Origin of the sequence: Verrucosispora sp. WMMA2044 (genome assembly GCF_027497155.1) — a bacterium.
Classification (GTDB): domain Bacteria; phylum Actinomycetota; class Actinomycetes; order Mycobacteriales; family Micromonosporaceae; genus Micromonospora; species Micromonospora palythoicola.
In genome coordinates this window covers 3,407,359-3,427,954 of sequence record NZ_CP114913.1, presented here as the reverse complement: position 1 = coordinate 3,427,954, position 20,596 = coordinate 3,407,359, and the positions used below count along the sequence as shown (strand labels likewise).

19 protein-coding genes are annotated in these 20,596 nt (G+C 72.3%); 8 read left to right on the top strand and 11 right to left on the bottom strand.

What is annotated here, in order from left to right; translation table 11 throughout:
* The 3 genes from hrpB to O3597_RS15565 are packed head-to-tail and all read right to left on the bottom strand — an operon-like array spanning position 1 to position 3,644.
* Positions 1–2,526: an ATP-dependent helicase HrpB gene (gene hrpB / locus O3597_RS15575; protein WP_281604553.1), complete on the bottom strand. Its 2,526-nt coding sequence runs from the start codon at positions 2,524–2,526 to the stop codon at positions 1–3.
* A 40-nt stretch (positions 2,527–2,566) separates the two neighbouring features.
* Positions 2,567–2,758, bottom strand: coding sequence for a DUF397 domain-containing protein (locus O3597_RS15570; RefSeq protein ID WP_164445284.1), 192 nt, complete (start codon positions 2,756–2,758; stop codon positions 2,567–2,569).
* Between the two features lie 43 nt (positions 2,759–2,801).
* Positions 2,802–3,644: a helix-turn-helix transcriptional regulator gene (locus O3597_RS15565; protein WP_164445283.1), complete on the bottom strand. Its 843-nt coding sequence runs from the start codon at positions 3,642–3,644 to the stop codon at positions 2,802–2,804.
* A 141-nt stretch (positions 3,645–3,785) separates the two neighbouring features.
* Here O3597_RS15565 and O3597_RS15560 point away from each other — a divergent pair, with 141 nt between their 5' ends.
* The 3 genes from O3597_RS15560 to O3597_RS15550 are packed head-to-tail and all read left to right on the top strand — an operon-like array spanning position 3,786 to position 6,563.
* Positions 3,786–4,412, top strand: a complete 627-nt coding sequence (locus O3597_RS15560; RefSeq protein WP_164445282.1) for a GPP34 family phosphoprotein — start codon at positions 3,786–3,788, stop codon at positions 4,410–4,412.
* Between the two features lie 37 nt (positions 4,413–4,449).
* A complete protein-coding gene (locus O3597_RS15555; RefSeq protein ID WP_164445281.1) occupies positions 4,450–5,973 on the top strand; it encodes an APC family permease in 1,524 nt (507 codons plus the stop codon).
* Positions 5,970–6,563, top strand: coding sequence for a GNAT family N-acetyltransferase (locus O3597_RS15550; RefSeq protein ID WP_164445280.1), 594 nt, complete (start codon positions 5,970–5,972; stop codon positions 6,561–6,563). The genes O3597_RS15555 and O3597_RS15550 overlap by 4 nt, the downstream gene beginning before the upstream one ends.
* Before the next feature lie 58 nt (positions 6,564–6,621).
* Here O3597_RS15550 and O3597_RS15545 read toward each other — a convergent pair whose 3' ends face one another.
* Entirely contained in the window at positions 6,622–7,446 is an 825-nt protein-coding gene (locus tag O3597_RS15545; protein ID WP_164445279.1) for a SigB/SigF/SigG family RNA polymerase sigma factor, read from the bottom strand.
* Between the two features lie 392 nt (positions 7,447–7,838).
* Between O3597_RS15545 and O3597_RS15540 the strand changes: the two genes are divergently transcribed.
* Entirely contained in the window at positions 7,839–8,573 is a 735-nt protein-coding gene (locus tag O3597_RS15540) for an acetoacetate decarboxylase family protein (RefSeq protein WP_281601572.1), read from the top strand.
* On the opposite strand, the gene O3597_RS15535 is transcribed toward O3597_RS15540, so the two are convergent.
* Positions 8,522–10,111 carry a phospholipase D-like domain-containing protein gene (locus O3597_RS15535; protein WP_281604552.1) on the bottom strand — a complete coding sequence of 530 codons (1,590 nt, stop codon included), beginning with the start codon at positions 10,109–10,111 and terminating at the stop codon, positions 8,522–8,524. The genes O3597_RS15540 and O3597_RS15535 overlap by 52 nt on opposite strands.
* Positions 10,112–10,232: 121 nt before the next feature.
* Between O3597_RS15535 and O3597_RS15530 the strand changes: the two genes are divergently transcribed.
* Positions 10,233–10,361: a hypothetical protein gene (locus O3597_RS15530; RefSeq protein ID WP_268967959.1), complete on the top strand. Its 129-nt coding sequence runs from the start codon at positions 10,233–10,235 to the stop codon at positions 10,359–10,361.
* Between the two features lie 50 nt (positions 10,362–10,411).
* Here O3597_RS15530 and O3597_RS15525 read toward each other — a convergent pair whose 3' ends face one another.
* Entirely contained in the window at positions 10,412–11,398 is a 987-nt protein-coding gene (locus O3597_RS15525) for a pirin family protein (RefSeq protein ID WP_281601571.1), read from the bottom strand.
* 10 nt (positions 11,399–11,408) lie between these two features.
* On the bottom strand, positions 11,409–11,903 hold the full coding sequence (locus O3597_RS15520; RefSeq protein WP_164445276.1) for a MarR family transcriptional regulator: 495 nt from the start codon (positions 11,901–11,903) through the stop codon (positions 11,409–11,411).
* Between the two features lie 173 nt (positions 11,904–12,076).
* Here O3597_RS15520 and O3597_RS15515 point away from each other — a divergent pair, with 173 nt between their 5' ends.
* Entirely contained in the window at positions 12,077–12,598 is a 522-nt protein-coding gene (locus O3597_RS15515) for a GNAT family N-acetyltransferase (protein WP_164445275.1), read from the top strand.
* Positions 12,599–12,649: 51 nt separating this feature from the next.
* Here O3597_RS15515 and O3597_RS15510 read toward each other — a convergent pair whose 3' ends face one another.
* A complete protein-coding gene (locus O3597_RS15510; protein WP_281601570.1) occupies positions 12,650–13,237 on the bottom strand; it encodes a general stress protein in 588 nt (195 codons plus the stop codon).
* Between the two features lie 166 nt (positions 13,238–13,403).
* Positions 13,404–14,801, bottom strand: coding sequence for a glycoside hydrolase family 6 protein (locus O3597_RS15505; RefSeq protein ID WP_281601569.1), 1,398 nt, complete (start codon positions 14,799–14,801; stop codon positions 13,404–13,406).
* Positions 14,802–14,986: 185 nt separating this feature from the next.
* Here O3597_RS15505 and O3597_RS15500 point away from each other — a divergent pair, with 185 nt between their 5' ends.
* Positions 14,987–15,928 carry an FAD-dependent oxidoreductase gene (locus O3597_RS15500; protein WP_281604551.1) on the top strand — a complete coding sequence of 314 codons (942 nt, stop codon included), beginning with the start codon at positions 14,987–14,989 and terminating at the stop codon, positions 15,926–15,928.
* 33 nt (positions 15,929–15,961) lie between these two features.
* Here O3597_RS15500 and O3597_RS15495 read toward each other — a convergent pair whose 3' ends face one another.
* Together O3597_RS15495 and O3597_RS15490 are read right to left on the bottom strand one after the other, a co-directional pair.
* A complete protein-coding gene (locus O3597_RS15495) occupies positions 15,962–17,242 on the bottom strand; it encodes a cation:proton antiporter (protein WP_164445271.1) in 1,281 nt (426 codons plus the stop codon).
* Between the two features lie 126 nt (positions 17,243–17,368).
* Positions 17,369–19,498 carry a SpoIIE family protein phosphatase gene (locus O3597_RS15490; RefSeq protein ID WP_281601568.1) on the bottom strand — a complete coding sequence of 710 codons (2,130 nt, stop codon included), beginning with the start codon at positions 19,496–19,498 and terminating at the stop codon, positions 17,369–17,371.
* Positions 19,499–19,686: 188 nt separating this feature from the next.
* Between O3597_RS15490 and O3597_RS15485 the strand changes: the two genes are divergently transcribed.
* Positions 19,687–20,547 (top strand): hypothetical protein, encoded by an 861-nt coding sequence (locus tag O3597_RS15485; protein ID WP_281601567.1) that lies wholly within the window; start codon positions 19,687–19,689, stop codon positions 20,545–20,547.
* Positions 20,548–20,596 lie beyond the last annotated feature (49 nt).

The window sequence follows — 20,596 nt, the reverse complement described above, 5'->3', positions numbered from 1 at the left end:
TCAGGAGCGCCGTCCGACCCGCCGCGTCGGCGTGGCCGTGGTCGGATCCTCCGGCCACGGGTGGCGCGGGTAGCGTCCGCGCAGCTCGGCGCGGACCTGGCGGTAGCCGGAGCGCCAGAAGGAGGCCAGGTCGGCGGTGACCGCCACCGGCCGACCGGCGGGGGAGAGCAGGTGCAGCAGCACCGGCACCCGCCCGCCACCGACCCGGGGCGCCTCGGCCCAACCGAAGGTTTCCTGGAGCCGGACCGCGAGCACCGGCGCGGTCGGGTCGGCGTAGTCGACCCGGATCCGCGAACCGCTGGGCACCGCGATCCGCTCCGGCGCCAGGTCGTCCAGCCGCCCCGCCAGCGCCCAGGGCAGCAGCCGGCGTAGCGCACCGAGCACGTCGACGCGGGCCAGATCGGCCCGCCGTCGGGCACCGGCCAGCTCCGGCCCGAGCCAGTGCGGCGCACCGGCCAGTAGCGCCTCGTCGGAGACGTCGGGCCAGTCGTCGCCGAGCGCGTACCGGCAGAAGGCCAGCCGCTCACGCAGCGCCCTGGCCGCCGGGGTCCAGGTCAGCAGGTCGAGCCCGGTGTCGCGCAGTCCGGCCAGCAGCGCGGCGGCGATCTCGTCCGGGTCGGGCCGGGTCAGGGGACGGTCGACCAGCCCGATGGCACCCAGCCTGAGTACCTCCCTGGCCACCACGTCCCCGCCGGACCAGCCGACCTCCCGTTCGCTGCGCAGCAGCGAGCCGGCCGCCGCGCGGGCGGTCCCCTCGTCGAGGACGGCGGCCAGCCGGACCCGGGCGGACGGTGCGCCGGGAGCGCGGTCGGCCACCGCGACGGCCAACCAGTCGACACCCACCAGCCCCGACCCGGGTGCCAGCTCCGCTGCGGTTCCGCCACTCATCAGGTACGCCGAACCACCCGGCCGCCGCACCCGGGCCAACCGTTCCGGGTACGCCAACCCGACCAGCAACCCGGCGGCCAGCTCGTCGGGCAACCACCCCGGCTGGTCTGGCCGCTGCGGTCCACCGGACGGACCCGTCGGAAGGGCGGCGCGCAGCCGGCGCACCTCCGCGCGCCAGCGGGCGGTGGCGGCCGGGTCGGTGCCGGCGCGCAACCGACGCCAGGCGGCGCCGAGATCGTCGCCGGGACCGGCCACGGTCGGCTCGCTGAGCAGCGCCACCACCTGCGCCGCACGATCGGCACCGACGTGATCTGCCCCGTCGAGCAGTGCCCGGGCCAGCCGGGGATGCGCGCCGACCGCGACGACGGCCCGCCCCCGCTCGGTGATCCGGCCGTTCGCGTCGATCGCACCGAGGGCGGTGAGCGTTTCGTACGCCACCGTCATCGCCGCCGCCGGGGGCGGGTCCGGCAGCGCGAGACCGGTTCCGCCGGGGGCGCCCCAGGCGGCCAGTTCGAGGGCGAACCCGGTCAGGTCGGCGGCGGCGATCTCCGGTTCCGGCTGTGCGGCCAACCGCTCGTGCGCCGCGGGCGACCAGCAGCGGTAGACCTGGCCGGGCGCCTCCCGGCCGGCCCGACCGGCCCGTTGGGTCGCCGCCGCGCGGGAAACCGGCACGGTGACCAGCGCCCCCAGCCCTCGGGCCAGGTCCAACCGAGCCACCCGGGACAGGCCCGCGTCCACCACCGTCCGTACGCCCGGCACGGTGAGACTGCTCTCCGCCACCGCCGTGGCCAGCACCACCCGCCGCCGGTCTCCCACCCGCAGGGCGGCGTCCTGGTCGACCCCGCTCTGCCGACCGTGCAGGCGGAGCACGTCCACGCGGTCGCCCAGGTCGGCCAGCCGGCCGGCGACGGCGGCGATCTCGCCCACGCCGGGCAGGAAGACCAACAGGTCGCCCTCCTGCTCGCGCAGGGCCCGCCGGACGGTGGCGGCGACGTGGTCGAGCAGTGCCCGGTCCACCGGGCCGGCGCCGGACGGGGCCACGGGCCGTGGCGGTGGCGCCCATACGCGGGTCACCGGATGCAGTGCCGACGAGGCCCGCACCACCGGTGCCGGCACCGTGCCACCGAGCAGGGCGGCGAAGCGGTCCGCCTCCGGGGTCGCCGACATGGCCAGCAGCCACAGCTCCGGCCGCAGGGTGGCCCGGGACTCGACGCTGAAGGCGAGCGCCAGGTCGGCGTCGAGCTGACGTTCGTGGATCTCGTCGAGCAGCACCGCGTCGACACCGGCCAACTCCGGGTCGTGGTGCAACCGGCGGACCAGCAGCCCGGTGGTGACCACCTCGATCCGGGTACGCGGTCCGGCCCGTCGCTCACCCCGGACCGCGTAGCCGACCCGACCACCGACCGGCTCGCCGAGCAGGGCCGCCATCCGCCGGGCGGCGGCACGGGCGGCCATCCGGCGGGGCTGGGCGACGATCACCCGCCCGGCCACCGCGTCGGCCACGGCGAGTGGGGCGAGGGTGGTCTTGCCGGTGCCCGGCGGGGCGACCAGGATCGCGCTGCCGGCCGAGCCCAGCGCCGCCACCAACGCCGGCAGCACCGGCCGGACCGGCAGGTCGATGGGCACGTCGGAGAGCACGGCCCAGTCTCGCACCGCCCCTGCCCAGGCCCTCCCGGGGTCAGCGGGTGGGGGCGCAGACGACGAAGGCGTGCCAGGCCGACGGCGGAAACGTCAGCACCGGGCCGTGCCGGTCCTTGCTGTCCCGGACCGCGACTGCACCGTCGACGGTGGCCACCTCGACACAGTTGCCGTTGCCCACACTGCGGGTGCTGGTGCGCCACTCCGCCCGGGACAGGTCGAGCGCAGTCATCGCGATCCCTCCGTCGATACCGACAGTGACCGCGATGCAGCGGTCACGTAAAGTAACGAGAAGCTTCCTTCAGGCGGATCAGGGACGCCGCTGGATCGAGTGCCAGACTGCACAGCCTCTCGTGCACAAGGCTATACGAGCGCACCTGCGCGACCTCCTCCAGTGCCAGGCCCGTGGAGAGATTTTCCAGGTAGACAACGGCCGCGTCGGCCGCGTCGGCGAACGTGAGGAGCACGTACGGCGAGTTCATCGCCGGATGTCCGCCGGCTTCGAAGGGAAGTACCTGGAGTGTTACGTTGGGTAGTTGGGCGAGGGTCTCCAGGTGGGTCATCTGACCCGCCATGACGGTGCGCTCGCTGACAGGGCGTAGCAGTACCGCCTCGTTCAGCACCACCGACAGCTCCACCGGATGGTCGCCGCGCAGCACGTCCTGCCGGCGTAGCCGGGCGGCCACCTTACGATCGAGGTCCTCCTCGCCGGCGGTCAGCCGGTACACCTCGCGGGCGTACGCCTCGGTCTGCAAAAGGCCGGGCACCGCCTCGGCCTCGTACGTGCGCAGGGTGGCGGCCTCGGCTTCCAGTCCGACGTAGAACTCGAACCATTCCGGGAGTACGTCGCTGTAGTGCTGCCACCAGCCGCGCTGCTGGGCACCTCGGGCGATCTCGATGAGCGCCTCGGCGTCGCTGCCGGTGACCTGGTACAGCGCAAGCGCGGCCCGGACATCGCGTGGCTTGATGCCGATCTGCGCGTTCTCGATGCGCGACAGGTTGCTCTTCGACATGTCCAGTTGCCGGGCGGCGACGTCCAGGGTCATGCCGGCGCGTTCCCGCAACTGGCGGAGTTCCCGGGCGATACGGCGGCGTCGAACGGTGGGGCTCGCGGTCACCCTCCGAGTCTGTCACGGGAAAAGGCGCAGGTCGCTTCACCACGGAGTGCAACTGCCGAAAACGGGAGTTGCGTTGCAGTTGCGCTCGGTGCATCCTTTCCCGGTTAGCGATCACTGTGGACGGCCGGCTCGGGAGGACGTGTGCTCACCGCCGACGAGTTCTTTCTGATCGCGCACAACGACACCCGGGGCAAGGCGAAGCTGCACCCGGCGGCGACAAGTCTCGGGCTGGCCGGAGGGCTCCTCGGCGAGCTGATCCTCTATGGACACATCACCGTTTCCGGGGGTCAGGTCGGCGTGATCGACCGTCGGCCACCGGCCGACGCGTTGGCCCACACGGTGCTGGACCAGTTGCTCGGCGAGGCGCAGCACCAGTCGGTGCGTACCTGGCTCAGCTTTCTCGCCCAGACCTCGGTGACCGCGGTGGGTGAGCGGCTGTCCCGGGCCGGTGTGCTGCGCCGGCAGGAGAGCCGGCGACTGCTGCGGACCACCGTCAGCTACCAGCCGATCGATCTCAACGTCGTGGCCTGGCCGGCCACCCGGTTACGGGCGCTGCTGGAGCGCGCCGAACCGCCCAGCGTCCCCGACGCGACGCTGCTCGGGCTGGTCGCCGCCGCCGGCCTGACCCGGGAGGTGCTGTGGAGCGCGGGCCCGCGCGCACACCACCGACTCAACCTGATCATCCCGGCCCTGCCGGACCCGCTGAAGGAACTCGTGGCGCACACCGAGGCAGCCGTTGGTGCGGCGGTGCTGCGCGGCGCCCCCTGACCCGGTACACCCCCTTCCCCTCAGACCGGAGCGGTACATGTCCTCGACAGCGACAACCGAACGACCGAGCAACGTCTCCGAGGCGCTGGCCCGCGGCCGGCTCGGCGTTCCCTCAGTGATCTTCTTCGTCCTCTCCGCGGCGGCCCCGCTGACCGTGGTCGCCGGCGTCGTCACCACCGGCTACGGGGTCATCGGCGTGCTCGGCATTCCGCTTGCCTTCCTGGCGGTGGCCGTGGTGCTCGCCGTCTTCTCCGTCGGCTACGTGGCGATGGCCCGGCGGATGGCCAACGCCGGTGCCTTCTACGCGTACGTGGCCCGGGGGCTGGGACGCCCGGCCGGTGTGGGTACGGCCTGGGTGGCGCTGATCGCCTACAACGCGCTCCAGGTCGGGCTCTACGGAACCATCGGCGCGGCGGCGGCACCGGTGCTGGACCGGCTGTTCGGGATCACGCCACAGTGGTGGATCGTGGCGCTGGTGGCGTGGGCGCTGGTGGCGATGCTCGGCCTGCTCCGGGTGGACATCAACGGCATGGTGCTGGCGGCGCTGCTCTGCGCCGAGATCGCCATCATCGTGGTGTTCGATCTCGGCCAGCTGGGCAACCCGGCCGGCGGCAGCGTGAGCTTCGCCGCGTTCTCGCCGGAGAACTTCTTCGTGCCCGGGCTCGGCGCGGTGCTGGTGCTGGCGATCCTCGGTTTCGTCGGCTTCGAGGCGGCGGTGGTCTTCAGCGAGGAGAGCAAGGACCCGAAGCGTACGGTGCCGATGGCCACCTACCTGTCCGTGGCGATCATCGCGGTGGTCTACGCGCTCTCCTCGTGGAGCATGACGGTGGCGGTCGGGCCGGACCGGATCGTCGAGGAGGCGGGTACCCAGAGCGTCGAGCTGATCTTCAACCTGGCCGGGGCGCACCTGGGCGACACCGTCCTGACCATCGGGCAGGCCCTCTTCCTGACCTCGGTGCTGGCCGCCATGATCTCGTTCCACAACACCACCGCGCGCTACGCCTTCGCGTTGGGCCGGGAGCGGGTGCTGCCGGCGGTGTTCGGGCGGACCTCGCCGACCACCGGCGCACCCCGGGCCGCCTCGATCGCGCAGAGCGTGCTGGGCCTGCTGGTGATCATCCTGTACGCGGTCAACGGCTGGGATCCGGTCCTGCAGCTGTTCTTCTGGCTGGGCACCAGCGGCGGCTTCGGCGTGCTGTTGCTGATCGCCACCACCGCGGTCGCGATCATCGCGTACTTCGCCCGCAGTGGTGAGCGGGAGACGCTGTGGCGGCGGCTGGTCGCGCCCGGCCTCGCCGCGATCGCACTCGTCGCGATCATCGTGCTGGCGGTGCAGAACTTCGCCAACCTGCTCGGCGTCGAGCCGGACTCGCCGCTGCGCTGGGCGATCCCGCTGGCCTACCCGGTGGCGGCGCTGCTGGGCGGACTGTGGGGCCTGTCGCTACGGCGGCGGCGTCCCGACACGTACGCCCGGATCGGCCTGGGCGCGGAGAGCGCGGCGGCCGTGGTCGTTCCCCCGTCGGTCACCGAGCCGGCGCCGACGGCGCAGGTGCGGCGATGAGCCGGCCGGAGATCGGGCAGCTCGGCGCGGACGACACCCGCTGGGTCGCCGCCCGGATAGCCGAGGCGTTCATGGTGCTGGACCAGCCCCGCTGGTTGGTGCCGGACGAGGCCAAGCGGGAGTCGGTGCTGGCCGGGAACTTCGAGATCATCGTCGAGCACGCGACGCGGCACGGACTGGTGTTCGGCACCGCGGACCGCGCCGGGGTGGCCGTCTGGTTGCCGTCGGTCGGTGAACCACTGCCGCCGCCGGAGGACTACGACGCCCGGCTGGCCCTGGCGTGCGGGGAGTGGACCCCGAACTTCGTGCACCTGGACGAGCTGTTCGCGGCGAACCATCCGCACGCCGACCACCATCATCTGGCGCTGCTCGCCGTGCGGCCGGACCGCCAGGGCCAGGGCGTCGGCACGGCACTGCTGGGCCACCATCACGCCTGGCTGGACGCCAACGGCATGCCGGCGTACCTGGAGGCGAGCAGCGAGACCAGTCGCGACCTGTACGCGCGGCACGGCTACCGGGTCGCCGAGCCGTTCCGGCTGCCCGACGGCACGCCGTTCTGGCCGATGTGGCGGGAGCCGGTCGCCGGCTGAGATGGCGCGAAGACGATGGTGGCCGGGTCCGACGGACCCGGCCACCATCGCCACCCCCCTAGTACGTTCCGTCGAGCTGCCCCCGCAGCTTCGTCAGGGCCCGGGCCAGCAGCCGGGACACGTGCATCTGCGACACGCCGATCTGCTCCGCGATCTGCGACTGCGTCAGGTTGCCGTAGAACCGCAGCGTCAGGATCTTCTGCTCGCGCTCGTCGAGCGTGGCCAGCGCCGGGCCCAGCGCCACCCGCAGCTCGGCCAGCTCGAACTCGCTGTCCTCACCGCCGAGCATGTCGCCCAGCTCGGTCGCGCGATCGCCGTCACCGGTCGGGGTGGACAGCGACACCGCGTTGTACGCGCGGGCGCCCTCCAGGCCCTCCAGCACCTCTTCCTCGGTGAGCTTCAGGTGTGCGGCGATGTCGGCCACCGTCGGGGAACGGCCCAGGGACTGCAGCAGCGAGCTGTTGGCGTCCGAGATGGCCAGCCGCAGTTCCTGCAGGCGGCGGGGCACCCGAATGTCCCACGTCCGGTCGCGGAAGTGCCGCTTCAGCTCGCCGATGATGGTGGGGATCGCGTAGCCGGCGAAGTCGACTCCGCGGGAGGGGTCGAACTTGTCGATGGCCTTGATCAGGCCGACGGCGGCGGTCTGCGCGAGGTCGTCGGTGGGCTCGCCGCGACCGCTGTAGCGGTGGGCGAGGTGGTTGGCCAGCGGCAACCAGGCCTCGATCGCCCGGTCGCGCAGCGCGGCCCGGGACGGGTGCCCGGCCGGCAGCGCGGCCATGGCGTTCAGCAGCTCGGCGGCGCTGTCGGTGAGCGCCCGCGGGTCGAGCTTCGGGGTCGGGGTCGCCGGGGTGGTCGCCGATTCGGTGATCGTTGACGCGGTCATGGTGGTCCTCCCTGCACCTCGTCCGCGGATATAGACGTGACGCTTTGGTTAGTTCCGTTAGTACGTTCGGGAGTCACCTTAGCCCGATCGTCTCCTAGAAATCTAGCCGAACGGACGATGTACTTAAGTGATTTTCGATTATGAAAGCCGCAAAATCTCCCACAGCGGTGCGCCGAGGAGGGTGGCGCGACCGGGATTGTGCGGTTCGACCGACCGATCGGGCCAGTCGCGGATGTCCGTGCGACCCTCGTCGTCGGGCCGAACGAGGACGTCGGTTCGTCGAACGGACGATGGCCCACCCGGATGGCAAGCGGAGTGTCATCAATCCGTCGTTGTCCCGTGAACGGGACTGGGCTTAGCGTCGCGGAGTACATCCCTGCTCCGGAGGTGCCGTGCTCGATCCTGCCGTTCCCCACCTCGTCGTGAACAGCCGGACGCTGTACTTCAGCTGGCTACCGGCGGATCCGGACGCGGTGGCGGCGCTGGTCCCCCCGGGGCTACGGCCCCACCCGGACCGCGAGGTCTTCATGAACCAGTACGTGGTGGACGACGAGAGCCAGACCTCGGGCTTCGGTTCCTACTCGCTCACCTATCTCGGTGTCACGCTCGTCGGGATGGACGCCCCGGACGGAGTCACCCCCGGTGGTTGGTGGACCCACTACGTCACCTCGAGCGAGCGGGTGCGCAACTACGCCGTGGCCCGGGGCGCCCCGGCCGTGCCCGGTCGCACCACCATCACCGAGCAGGGCGACACGATCGCCACCGGAACGGACATCGAGGGCGTGCCGGTGATCCGAGCCCGGGTGCGCGTCGGCGACACCGGGCACGCCATGCACAACGGCCACCACCGCTACCTGACCGAGTTGCACGGTCAACTGGTCAGCAGCATCTATCCGGTGATCGCCGAACCGTCCACCTCGTTCGAGATCGAATCGGTCGAGTTCCTCGATCCGGACCACCCGGTGTACGCGTTGCGCCCGGAGAACCCGCTCACCATCGCCTGGGGCTACTACTCGCCGCGCTCCTCGTTCGCGTACCCGGGTGGGCTGACGATCCTCGGTGAGGTGGCGCCGGGTTACCAGGTGCCCGACCGGCGGGCTCGCAGCGGCCTGCCGTCGGGGTCGTAGACCAGGCGGTACGCGGGCAGCGCCCAGGCCCGGGTCCACCAGGGCAGGCGCCGGGCGCGGTGCGGTCGCAGCCGGCCGGGTGGGCGTGGTCCCACCTGGCCGCCGTCGTACCAGTGTTGCAACGCCTCGGCGGCGGCGGTGATCGCGGCGACCGCGTCGTCCGGATCGACCAGGTCGGCGTCGTCGCCGCCGGCCGGATCGCGGTCCAGGTGCTCGCGGAGCAGGCGTAGCCGCAACTCCCGGGCGAACCGACGGGCCCCGTCACCCTGACCCGCCGGATCGTGCGGGGGGCGCTCGTCCGCGGTGTCGTCCAGCACCGCGCAGGACAGTTCGCTGTCGTGCGTCCAGGACCGCCGGTTGAAGTTGTCGCTGCCGACGCAGGCCCACACGTCGTCGACCACGCACACCTTGGCGTGCACGTAGACCGGGGTGCCGGCGTGGTTCTCCGCGTCGAAGACGTGCACCCGCCCGGCCGCGGCCTGCTCGCACAGGGCCAGCGCCTGCTCTCGACCGACCGTGTTCGGTGGCAGGGCCAGCCGCCCGTCCACGTCGGGATGGCGGGGCACCACCGCGACCAGATGCAGATCAGGATTGTCGCGCAGCGCCGCGGCGAAGAGCTCGGCCACCTCGGCGGACCAGAGGTACTGGTCCTCCAGGTAGATCAGCCGACGGGCGCGGCGTACCGCCTTGGTGTAGCCGCGAGCGACCGTCCGTTCGCCGTCCGGGGCGAACGCGTACCGGGGTCGGACCGCCGGGTAGGTGCGCAACACCTGGACGTGGTGCGGCCCGCAGGCCGGCGGATCGGCGGGTTGGTCCGGCAGCGGCCCGGCGGTGAGGTCCGCCCCGCGGAGCCGGTCGCGCAGATAGGCCAGGGGGTTCTCCGAGTCCAGCGGCATCGGATCGGTCCACCGCTCGCGGAACGTGGTGTCCAGCGCGCCCACCACCGGCCCGCGCAGCGCGAGCTGAACGTCGTGCCAGGGCGGATGGTCACCGTACGCCGCGGCCATCCGTACCGCCTGCGGGTCACCGTGGTGCGCGTCGTCGTCGCGGCGGCTGTGACACAGGTCGATGCCGCCGACGAAGGCGATGTCCTGCTCGGGGGCGGCCGGGCGGCGCAGCACCACCAGCTTCTGGTGGTGCGATCCACCTCGCCGGACCCGCTGGTCGAGCAGCACCTCGCCGCCGGCGGCCGAGATCGCCTCGCTGAGGTTGCGGTTCTCCTGGTGGCTGTAGGACAGCACGTCGAGGTGCGACCGCCAGATCAGTCCCTTGACCACCACGCCGCGCTGGGCGGCCCGGGCGAACAACTGGGAGATCGTCGGCCCGTCCGGGCGGAGCCGCTCGTCCGGGTCCCCCCGCCAGTCGGCGAAGAAGAGGTGATCGCCCGCGCCGAGCCCGTCGACCTCGGTGACCAGCCGGTCGAAGTACGCGGCACCGTGAATCAGCGGCTCGGCGAGGTTTCCACTGGTCCAGACGGGTAACTCAGAGACCGGGTTGGCGCGTTCCGGTGCGGTGAGGAACCAGTCCTGTAGCGGCATGCTCCCGCCCTCAGAGAGGTCGTTCACGTCCTCACCATACGAACCCGTGGTCGGGCTCGCACGCTGGTGGGCTGCTGGCTGTTGGCGACCGACCCGCACCCGAGCAGGGAGGAGCCGAAGCATGTCCGGCGAGCCGACGAACTCCGCGACCGAGCACCGCGAGCAGGCGGTGGAGGGCGAGCGGGGGGCGCTGTTGACCGTACTGGTGATGGTCCTGCTCGGCGTGGCCGGCATCTTCGCCGTCTCCTGAGCCGGCCGGGCGGCCCCGGTAACCGGAGCCGCCCCGCGTCCGACGCTCGCTCAGGGGCGCTCGCCCTGACCCTTGCTGTGCGGCAGTCGCTGCGCCGGGACGACGCCGAGCCGGCCGGCCTGGAAGTCCTCGAACGCCTGGATCAACTCGTCGCGGGTGTTCATCACGAACGGGCCGTAGTGCGCCACCGGCTCCCGGATGGGCTGCCCGCCCATGATGTAGAGGTCGAGGGTCTGGTTGCGGCTGTCCTGGCGGGCGTTCGCCTTGAACCGCAACGCGTCACCCGGCCCGTGCACGGCCAGTTGTCCGGTGCGGACACCGCGTCCGTTGGCGCCGACCGTGCCGCGCCCGCCGAGCACGTACACCAGCGCGTTGAAGTCCGGCCGCCAGGGCAGATCCACCTGCGCCCCCGGCTCGACCGTGACGTGGGTGACGGTGATCGGGGTGTACGTGGATCCGGGCCCCCGGTGGCCGGCGATCTCACCGGCGATCACCCGGATCAACGCCCCACCGTCTCCGGTGGTCAGCAGCGCGGCCTGGTTGCCCCGGATGTCCTGGTACTTCGGCGGGTTCATCTTCGCCGCCCGGGGCAGGTTGACCCACAGCTGGGTGCCGTGGAACAGCCCGCCGCTGACCACCAGGTGCTCCGGCGGGGCCTCGATGTGCAGCAGGCCGCTGCCGGCGGTCATCCACTGGGTGTCGCCGTTGGTGATCGTGCCGCCGCCACCGTGGCTGTCCTGGTGGTCGAAGATGCCGTCGATGATGTAGGTGACGGTCTCGAAGCCCCGGTGCGGGTGCCAGGAGGTGCCCTTCGGCTCGCCGGGCGCGTAGTCCACCTCGCCCATCTGGTCGAGCATGATGAACGGGTCCAGCTCGCTCATCGGCACCCCGGCGAAGGCCTTGCGCACCGGGAAACCCTCGCCCTCGAAGCCGCTGGGCGCGGTGGTGAGCCGGCGGACCGGCCGGAAGGCGGTGGACTCGTCGACCCGGGGCAGCCGGGGCAGGACGAGGACGTTGTCGACGGTGATGGCGGGCATCGGGGCTCCTTCAGTTGTCGCCGGGGGTGGTGGCGAGGGTGGCGTCGCTGCCGTCGGCCACCCGCAGTCGTCGGCCGACCCGGGTGAAGATCCTGGTCAGGGCGGCGACCTCGGTGTCGTCGAGGTCGTCCATCAGGTGGGTGCGCACGGAGCGCAGGTGGTGCGGTGCGGCCTCCCGCAGCGCCAGCAGCCCGGCGGCGGTCAGCACCGCCTCGCTGCCCCGCCCGTCCCGCGGGCAGGGCTGGCGGGCGACCAGGCCCCGTCGTTGCATGGAGGAGACCTGATAGGTCAGCCGGCTGGGTGAGAAGACCAGGCGGTCGGCCAGCTCGCCCATCCGCAGTCGGTGCCCGGGAACCTCGGAGAGCAGCACCAGCACGTGGTAGTCGGCGAAGCTGAGCCCGCTGGCGGCCCGCAGGTCGTCCTCAAGTCGGGTGAACAACCGCTGACTGGCCTCGATGTAGGTCCGCCAGGCGGTCAGGCGGTCGCGGTCCAGGCTCTCGGTCACGCCACCAAGGTAGCACTTATTCAAAATTTGAACAAGGAGTCGCCCTCTTGGTGGCTGCGGTGCAGATGGGAGTGCTAAAAGGTGATGGTGAAGCTTTGAAGGAGTGTGCTGGGCGGGCCGCCGAGGAGATATCCGGTGCGCGCTCGGCGCGGGTGGTGTGAGACTCTGCGGCCGTGGAACTGACCGCTCCCGGCCTGCTGCTGCGCCCCTGGCGGGACACGGACGCACCCGCCGTTCTGGATGCCTGGCGAGATCCGGCGATCGCGCAGTGGAACCCGCAGGGCGACCCGCTCGATCTCGACGCCGCGCTGCGCTGGTTACGGTGGCGGGCCGACTGGTCGGGCGGAGGTCATGTGTCGCTGGCGGCGGCCGATCCGGCCGATCCGGAGATCCTGCTCGGTTCGGTGTCGCTGCACCGCATCCACGCCGGTGACGCCTCGATCGGGTACTGGACGGTCGCGGCCGCCCGTGGTCGCGGGGTGGCCACGGCGGCGGTCGTGCTGCTCAGCGGGTGGGCCTTCGCCGACCTCGGGCTGGAGCGGATCGAGCTGTGCCACGCGGTGGCCAACCCGGCGTCCTGCCGGGTCGCCGAGCGGGCCGGCTTCGCGGCCGAGGGCACGCTGCGGCAGTCGCACCGCTACGGCGACGGGCGCCGCTACGACGAGCACCTGCACGCCCGCCTCGCCACCGACTGACCGGGCGGCCCACCCACAGCGGGACCGCCCGGTCGGTGGTTTCGGACGGAGTCAGCCCGCCGTCTGCGGCGCGCGTCCACCCAGGTTCAGCCGGCCGAGCAATTGCCGGGCCTGGTCGGCCACGTCGGCCTCCACGGTGACCGCGTACCGGTTGGCCCGCAGGGAACTGGCGGAGGTGAAGTCGCGCTGCCCGCCCGTCATCGCGTGTGCCACGGCACCGAAGACGGCGCCCCAGATCGCACCGATGACGAGGCCGGCGAGGATCACCGCCACCCAGTTGCCGACGGTGAAGATGCCGAACAGCAGGCCGATGAACAGACCGAACCAGGCCCCCGTCCCCGCGCCGACCAGCGCCGCGCGGGCGGTGGTCAGCCGACCCAGCACGGTCTCCACCAGGGTCAGGTCGGTGCCGACGATGGCGGTGCGTTCCACCGGGAACCGGTTGTCGGCGAGGTGGTCCACCACTCGCTGGGCGCTCGGATAGTCCTCGAACGCGCCGATCGTCACGGTCGGCGGGCCGGTCGATGGTCCGTGGCCGTCGCCACTGGGTGCGGCGGGACGGCCGCCGGGGCCCGACGGGAGGGTGCCGCCGCCGGTCACACCCGGCTGCCAGGCCGAGGGGTTCGACTGTGTGGTCATGGGTCTCCTCCTTCGTCACCAGTCGCCTACCCCACGTCGGCACAGCGGTAACGCCTCGGTGGCGTCGGGCTCGCGGGCCCGCCGGACCTGCTGCCCGGGCGGCACAGGGGCGGCCCCCGGCACCGCCGTACGGGCGGTGCCGGGGGCCACGGGACGGGTCGGGCGATCAGGCGCAGGCGGTGCCGTTCAGCGTGTAACCGGTCGGCGCGGCCAGGCTGCTGCCGCTGTAGGTGCCCTGAAGACCGACACTGAGCGTGCCGCCGCTGGGCAGGCTGCCGTTCCAGGGGGCGTTGCGGACCGTGATCTGGTTGCCGGACTGGCTCCACTCACCGTTCCAGCCGTTGCTCAGCCGTACCCCGGAGGCGACGTTGAACGTCAGGTTCCAGCCGTTCAGTGCGGCGCCGCGGTTGGTCACCCGGATCTCGGCGGTGAAGCCACCGGTCCACGTGTTCGGGGTGAACGTCACCGAGCAGCCACCGCCGGGCGGGTTGGTGGTCGGCGGGATCGTGGTGGGCGGGGTGAACGTCGGCGGGGTGGAGGTGGGCGGGGCGCTGGTGGGCGGAGTGGTGGTCGGCGGGGCCGTGGTCGGTACCGGACCGGCGGCGATGGCCAGGTCGTACGCCCGCTGCGGCACGAACTGACCCGCCGCCGCGATGCAGCCGTCCGCCTCGCCCGGCAGCTTCACCCAGAGGAACGCGTCGATCGCGGAGTCGCCGGTGTTGGTGGTGCTCGGGGTGCCGATCGCCCGCCCCGGCGGGTCGCACCACTCGGAGCCGGCCGGACCGTTGCCGTTGCGGCTGGTGTCGACGACCGCCTTCAGCCGGGAGTTGCCGGTGGCCGCGATGATCTGCTTGGCGTACGACACCTCGTCGGCGGTGCGACGGTAGTTCGACACGTTCACCGAGATGCCGTCGGCGCTGTTGGAGACGTCGGCGGCGTTCAGCCGGGCGGCGGCCTCACCGGCGGAGAGCCAGCCACCGTGGCCGATGTCGAAGTAGACCTTGGCCGCGGACGAGCCCCGCTTGAGCGCCTTGCCGGCGTACGCCATCGAGGCCCGCACCTCGGCCTGCTGGCTCTCGTTCATGCAGCTGCTCATGATGGGGAGCACGTCCGGCTCCAGGATGATGCTGGCCGGACGGCCACCGAGGCCGGCGGCGACCTGGTCCACCCACTGCCGGTAGGCGGTGTGGTTCGGGGCGCCACCCGCGCTGTGGTTGCTGCAGTCGCGGTTGGGGATGTTGTAGACCACCAGGATCGGGATCTTGCCGGCGGCGGCCGCGGCGCCGACGAAGGAGTCCACCTCGGCGCGTACGGTCGAGGTGTTGGTGGTGGTGTACCACCGGGGTTGCGGCACGCTGGCGATCCGGTCCCGGATCACGGCGGCCTTCGAGTCGTTCGGGTTGGCCGCCACCCAGCGGGCGGCGCTGGTCTGCGGATCGACGTAGAAGGCGGAGTCGGCGGCCGCGGCGGGCGCGGGGCGCAGCGCGCCCACGCCGACGCTGCCGGCCACGGTCAGTGCCGTCGCCACGACGCCGACCAGAGCGAATGTGCTTCGGGTTCTCATGGTCTGCTCCTCGTACCCATCGAAGAAAGTGCGTGGAAGCGCTCCCACATGTCCGACAAGGTACGGGCTTATTGCCGGCCTGTGAAGAGTTTCCGGAACAAGTCGACCGACTACCGTTCCGGCGGGCGTCGAGCCGCGACGGACGACCGTCCTACGATCATGGGATGCGTGGTGAACCGTCGGGTGTGGTGGTGATCGGTGCCGGCATCGCCGGTGTGGCCTGCGCCCGGGAACTGCGCGACGCCGGGGTACCGGTGCACATCCGGGAACGAGGACGGGTGGTCGGCGGCCGGATGGCCAGCCGGCGCTTCGACGGCCGCCCCGCCGACCTCGGCGCCGCCTACTTCACCGTCAGCGACCCTGAGTTCGCCGAGGTGGTACGCGGCTGGCAGGCGGCCGGCCTGGCCCGCGAGTGGACCGACACCTTCGTGGCGTACGACGGTGGCGGCCGTCGCGCGGCTCCCGGACCGATGCGGTGGTCGGCACCGCGTGGGCTGCGCTCGCTCGTGGAACATCTCGCCCGGGACCTGCCTGTGGTGGTGAACCGGCTGGTGCTCAGTGTCGGCCCGGGACCGACGGTGGACGGCGAGGAATGCGCGGCGGTGGTGCTGGCGATGCCCGGGCCGCAGGCCGCGCTGCTGCTCGACCCGGAACTCGTCCCGGCCGCCGACGCCGTGGGACGGCAGCGGTGGTCGCCCACCCTGGCGGCGATGCTGCGTTTTCCGTGCCGGCGGTGGACCGACTTCGGTGGCGCCTTCGTCAACGATCATCCACTGCTCAGCCTGGTCTGCGACGACGGCGACCGGCGCGGTGACGGTGCCGCGGTCCTGGTCGCGCACACCACCGAGGGGTTCGCCGCCGGACACCTGGCCCAGCCCACCGCGGCCGCGCCGCAGATCGAGGCGGCCGTACGCGACCTGCTCGCCCTGCCCGACCGGGCGGAGTTCGTGCACGTGCACCGGTGGACGTACGCCAAACCGGCCGACGACGGTGGCCCGGCCACCGGCTTCCACCTCGACGACGACGGCATCGGACTGACCGGGGACGCGTACGGCAGACCCCGGGTGCAGACCGCCTGGCGCTCCGGCCGCGACCTCGGCCGCGCCCTGGCCCGCCGACTGGTCTGACGCTCCGGCTGCCCGCGTCGTCCGGCGGGCAGCTCAGGCGGCGACGGCGGGTGAAGGCTCCGGCGGGGACGCCGTCGCGGTGCGCTTGCCCGACGCGTCGAGCATCCGCATGACCGGCGTCGCCGCGACCCCGTGCACCACCACCGAGACGATCACCACCAGGGCGACGGTGGCCCAGATCAGCTCGGTCTGCGGGAAGTCCGCCTTGGTGGTGGCGTACGCCAGGTAGTAGAACGAGCCGATGCCCCGGATGCCGAAGGCCGCGATCACCAGATGCTCCGCGGGTCGTCCGGGCGCGCCGCGCAGCGCCAGCCAACCGACAAGCGGTCGGACCAGGAACACCAGGGCCAGACCGACAAGTGCGGCGGGCCAGGTCAACGCGGCCAGCAGCCCGCTGATCACCGCACCGCCCAGCAGGAGCAGCATCAGCACGGTGAGCAGCCGTTCCACCTGCTCGGCGAAGTCGTGCAGCACCGCGTGGTACTTGTGGTTGCGCTCGGCCGCCCGGATCGCGCGGGCAGCCACGAAGACCGCCAGGAAGCCGTAGCCGCCGGCCACCTCCACCAGCCCGTACGCCAGGAAGGTGGCGGCCAGCGCCAGGAACCCCTCCGCGTGCCGGGCCAGCCGCAGCTCGCTGGGTGCCCGGAAGAACAGTTTCCCGAGCAGCCAGCCGATCACGAGCCCACCGATCAACCCCACCCCGACCTTGTAGAGCACATCGAGCGTGATCCAGCGGACCAGCCAATCGCCGGGGGCGAGACCGGCGCCCGCGATCGCGATCGCCGCGTAGACGAAGGGGAAGGCCAGACCGTCGTTCAGCCCGGCCTCCGAGGTGAGCGCGAACCGGACCTCGTCCTCGGCATCCTCATCAGCGTTGGGCTCGCCGACCTGGACGTCACTGGCGAGCACCGGATCGGTGGGAGCCAGTGCTGAGGCGAGCAGCAACGCGCTGGCCGGCACCAGACCCGCCCACCACCAGCCGAGCAGGGCGACGGCGGCGATGCACAGCGGCATGGCCACGGCCAGCAGCCGCCACGTCGAGGACCAACGCGCCCAGCTCAACGGCCGGTCGATCTTCAGGCCGGCACCCATCAGCGCGACGATCACGCAGAGCTCGGTGAGATGGGTGGCGAGATCCTTGTACGTGAGGGGATCCGGCACGGGCAGACCGGTGGGCAGCAGGTAGATCAGCATTCCGAGGCCGAGGAACGCCAGCGGCATGGACAGCGGGCGCCGCTCCAGCAACCGTGGCAGGATGCCGGCGAGCAGGGCCGCCACACCGAGCACCGCGAACGCAACGTCGATCGTCTCCACCGGACCGCCTCTCGCCACGCCCGCGGCACGCGGACAGGTGGCGCACAACGTGCCCCGGCCGACGTTCCGGTAATCCGGAAAATCCGTCGTGGACCGACGGTGTGCGGCAGCCCACGGTCCGGCGCTTCAGGCGGGTGGCAGCAGGATCTCGAACCAGACCGTCGAGCCGCGGACGGTGGGATCGGTGCCCCATGCGTCGCTCAGTTCCTCGATCAACCCAAGTCCGCGCCCCCGGCTGCTCAGGGTCTCCGTGCGGGCCCGGGTCACCGTGCCCCGGGAGCCCGAGTCGGCCACCGAGACGAGCAGCCGCTCGGGGCTGAGGTCGACCTCCACCCGGGCCGCCGTGCCGGCGTGCAGCAGCGCGTTGGTGGTCAGCTCGCTGGTGCACAGCACCGCCGCGCCGATCACCGACTCCGCGACCTCCCACTCGGTCAGCTGGGCGGTCATCCAGTGCCGCACCCGGCTCGGTGCGGTCGGCTCGGCGGGCACCTCCATCCGCGCCGAACGGCTCGGCCGCACCGCGTACTCGACGGCGAGCACGGCCACGTCGTCCTCGGTCGCGCCGGGCACGGCCGCGGAGGCCACCGCGCACAACGCCCTCGGGTCGCCACTGGGCGCACCGGCCACCGACTCCGCCAGGCGGGCCAGGCCGTCCGACAGGCCGTGCCGGCGTCGTTCCACCACACCGTCGCTGAACAGCAGCAGCGTGTCACCGGGAACGAACGCGACGGTACGCGTCGCCGTCCGGTAACCGACCCCCAGCGGAGCGCCGGAGGGCACGTCGACGTACTCGGCCCTCGGCTCACCCGTCGGCGAACAGCGACGTACCAGTGGCGCGGGGTGACCGGCACTGGCCAGGGTCAGCTCCTTGCGGCCGACGTCGATGACGCCGAACGTCACGGTGACGAAGAGCTCGTACGTGCCGGCCTCGGCACCCAGGCTGCCCACCAGCCGATCGAGTCCGGCGAGCACCTGGTCCGGGCGCGGATCGTTGAGCGCCAGCGCCCGCAGCGCGGCCCGCACCTGCCCCATCCGGGCGGCGGCCTGCACGTCGTGGCCGGCGACGTCGCCGAGGACCACCCCCAGGTCGCCGGTGGGCAGCACGAACGCGTCGTAGAAGTCACCGCCGGCGGCGTTGCCGTCCACCCCCGGGTCGTAGCGCGCGGCGATCCGTAGCTGGGGCAGGACCGGCAGGTTCTCCGGCAGCATGCTCCGTTGCAGCAGTTGGGCGGTGCCGTGCTGGGTCTCGAAGCGGCGGGCCCGCTCGGTGGCCTGGCCGACCAGCTCGGCCGAGGCCGCCAGCAGCGCCCGCTCCGCGGCCGACCACGGATGCGGCGACCGGTAGCCGACGGTCAGCGCTCCCCGAACCACCGACGCCCGCAGCGGTACGGCCGCCAGGGCGCGGATCTTCTGGTCGTGCCGGTCGGCCGCGATCTCGTGCAGCGGCTGGCCGTCGTCGATGAAGCTGGCCTGGCCGGTGCGGGCACTGACCACCACCGGCGCCGACCAGCCGGCGGGGCCGCGTCGCCACAGTGGGGGCAGCCGCTCGTCCGCCTCGTCCACCAACTCGCCCCGGACCCGCCGGACCATCCGCCACCCGGTGCCGCCACCCCCGTCGTCCACCGCGAAGGAGACCCGGTCGGCGTCGAACGAGGTGATCGCGTAACGCAGCGCGACGCGGGCCACGTCGTCCAGGGTGAGCGTGCCGGACAGCGCCGCGGCGAAATCGCTGAGACCCTGCAACTGCCGGGTCGCCGGGCTGGTCTCGGCCACCACGGACAGCACGCCGACGACCCGGCCGTGGCTGTCCCGCACGGGTGAGCACGCGCGCGTGTAGACGGGTTGGTCGAGCGCGACGGAGGCGGAGTGCAGCGGGAGCGGGATCTCCCGGTCCAGGACGGGAACCCCGGTGCGGTAGGTCTGCTCGACGACGTCACCGACACCGGGGCGCTGCCAGACCTCGGCGAAGACCTCGGTGGGGGGTCGACCGATGGCGTCCGGATGTCGGTCGCCGATCAGGTCGGCGTACGCGTCGTTGTACAGCAGCAGCAGGTCCGCGCCGAGGTGCAGCGCCATCGGAGCCGGGGAGGCGAGCACCACCTCGACGGTCGCGCGGACGGCGGGATCCCACGACTCGTACGGGCCGAGCGCGGTGTCACCCCAGCGGGGGTGGCCGGCGACGGCCGCCGTGCCCGGCACCGCCGTGCCCGGCAGAGGGCCTGATGGCGTGGGTACTCGCCCGACCGTTCCTGGCATGAGCGCAGCCTAGTCGGCCCGCTCGACCCACGTTCCCGATCATCGGCTGGGCGCGCCGGACCGGGACGTCAGTGCAGGTCAGAGCCGCTCCGGTGCGATCTGTCCAGAAAAAGGGGGTGACCGCGGCGGCGTGCTGGCCGGGGGAAGGGGTAAGCGCGCCGGGCAATCCATGCGACAGGAGGGACATCATGCCGGAAACCCTCGCGGTCAGGCAGGTCGACATCGGTGACGCCGCGGCCGACATGTGGAGGTCGGTGCTGCTGTTCGTGCCCCGGGCCATCGCGTTCATCGCGATCCTCGTGGTCGGATGGCTCATCGCCAGAGCCGTGCTCAAAATCGTGGACACGGTACTGGAACGGGTGGGGTTCGACCGGTGGGTCGAACGGGGCGGTATCAAGCGTGCGCTGGAGCGGACGCGGTACGACGCCAGCGACATCCTGGCGCGGCTCGCGTACTACGCGGTGCTGCTGTTCACCCTTCAGTTCGCCTTCGGCGTCTGGGGGCCGAACGCGATCAGTGATCTGATCGCGGGCGTGGTGGCCTGGCTGCCCCGGGCGTTCGTCGCGATCGTCATCGTGGTGGTGGCCGCCGCGATCGCCAACGCGGTGCGGGACCTCGTCACCGGGGCGCTCGGCGGGCTGTCGTACGGCCGTTTCCTGGCCGACGTGACAGCGATCTTCATCCTCGCCCTGGGTGTCATCGCGGCGCTCAACCAGGTGGGCATCGCCACCACCGTGACCCAGCCCGTGCTGATCGCGGTGCTCGCCACGGTGGCCGGCATCCTGATCGTCGGTGTCGGTGGCGGTCTGGTGCGGCCGATGCAGAACCGTTGGGAGGGCTGGCTCACCCGGGCGGCCGAGGAATCGCGGGCGATCCGTGAGCAGCGGCAGGGTGCCGAGGCCGGCCGCGGTGACATGCAGCGGCAGATGGCCGACCGGAGCGGTGCCACCCAGCCGGCCTCACGGGGATCGGAGTCCTCGATGGCCGGCGGCCGGGGCACCTACCAGTCCGGCAACAGCGGCGACGAGACCCAGCAGTTCCGTCCGTGACGGTCGGGTACTCGCGTTGCCGGTCGCGTTGAGACGGGTGCCCGCCGTA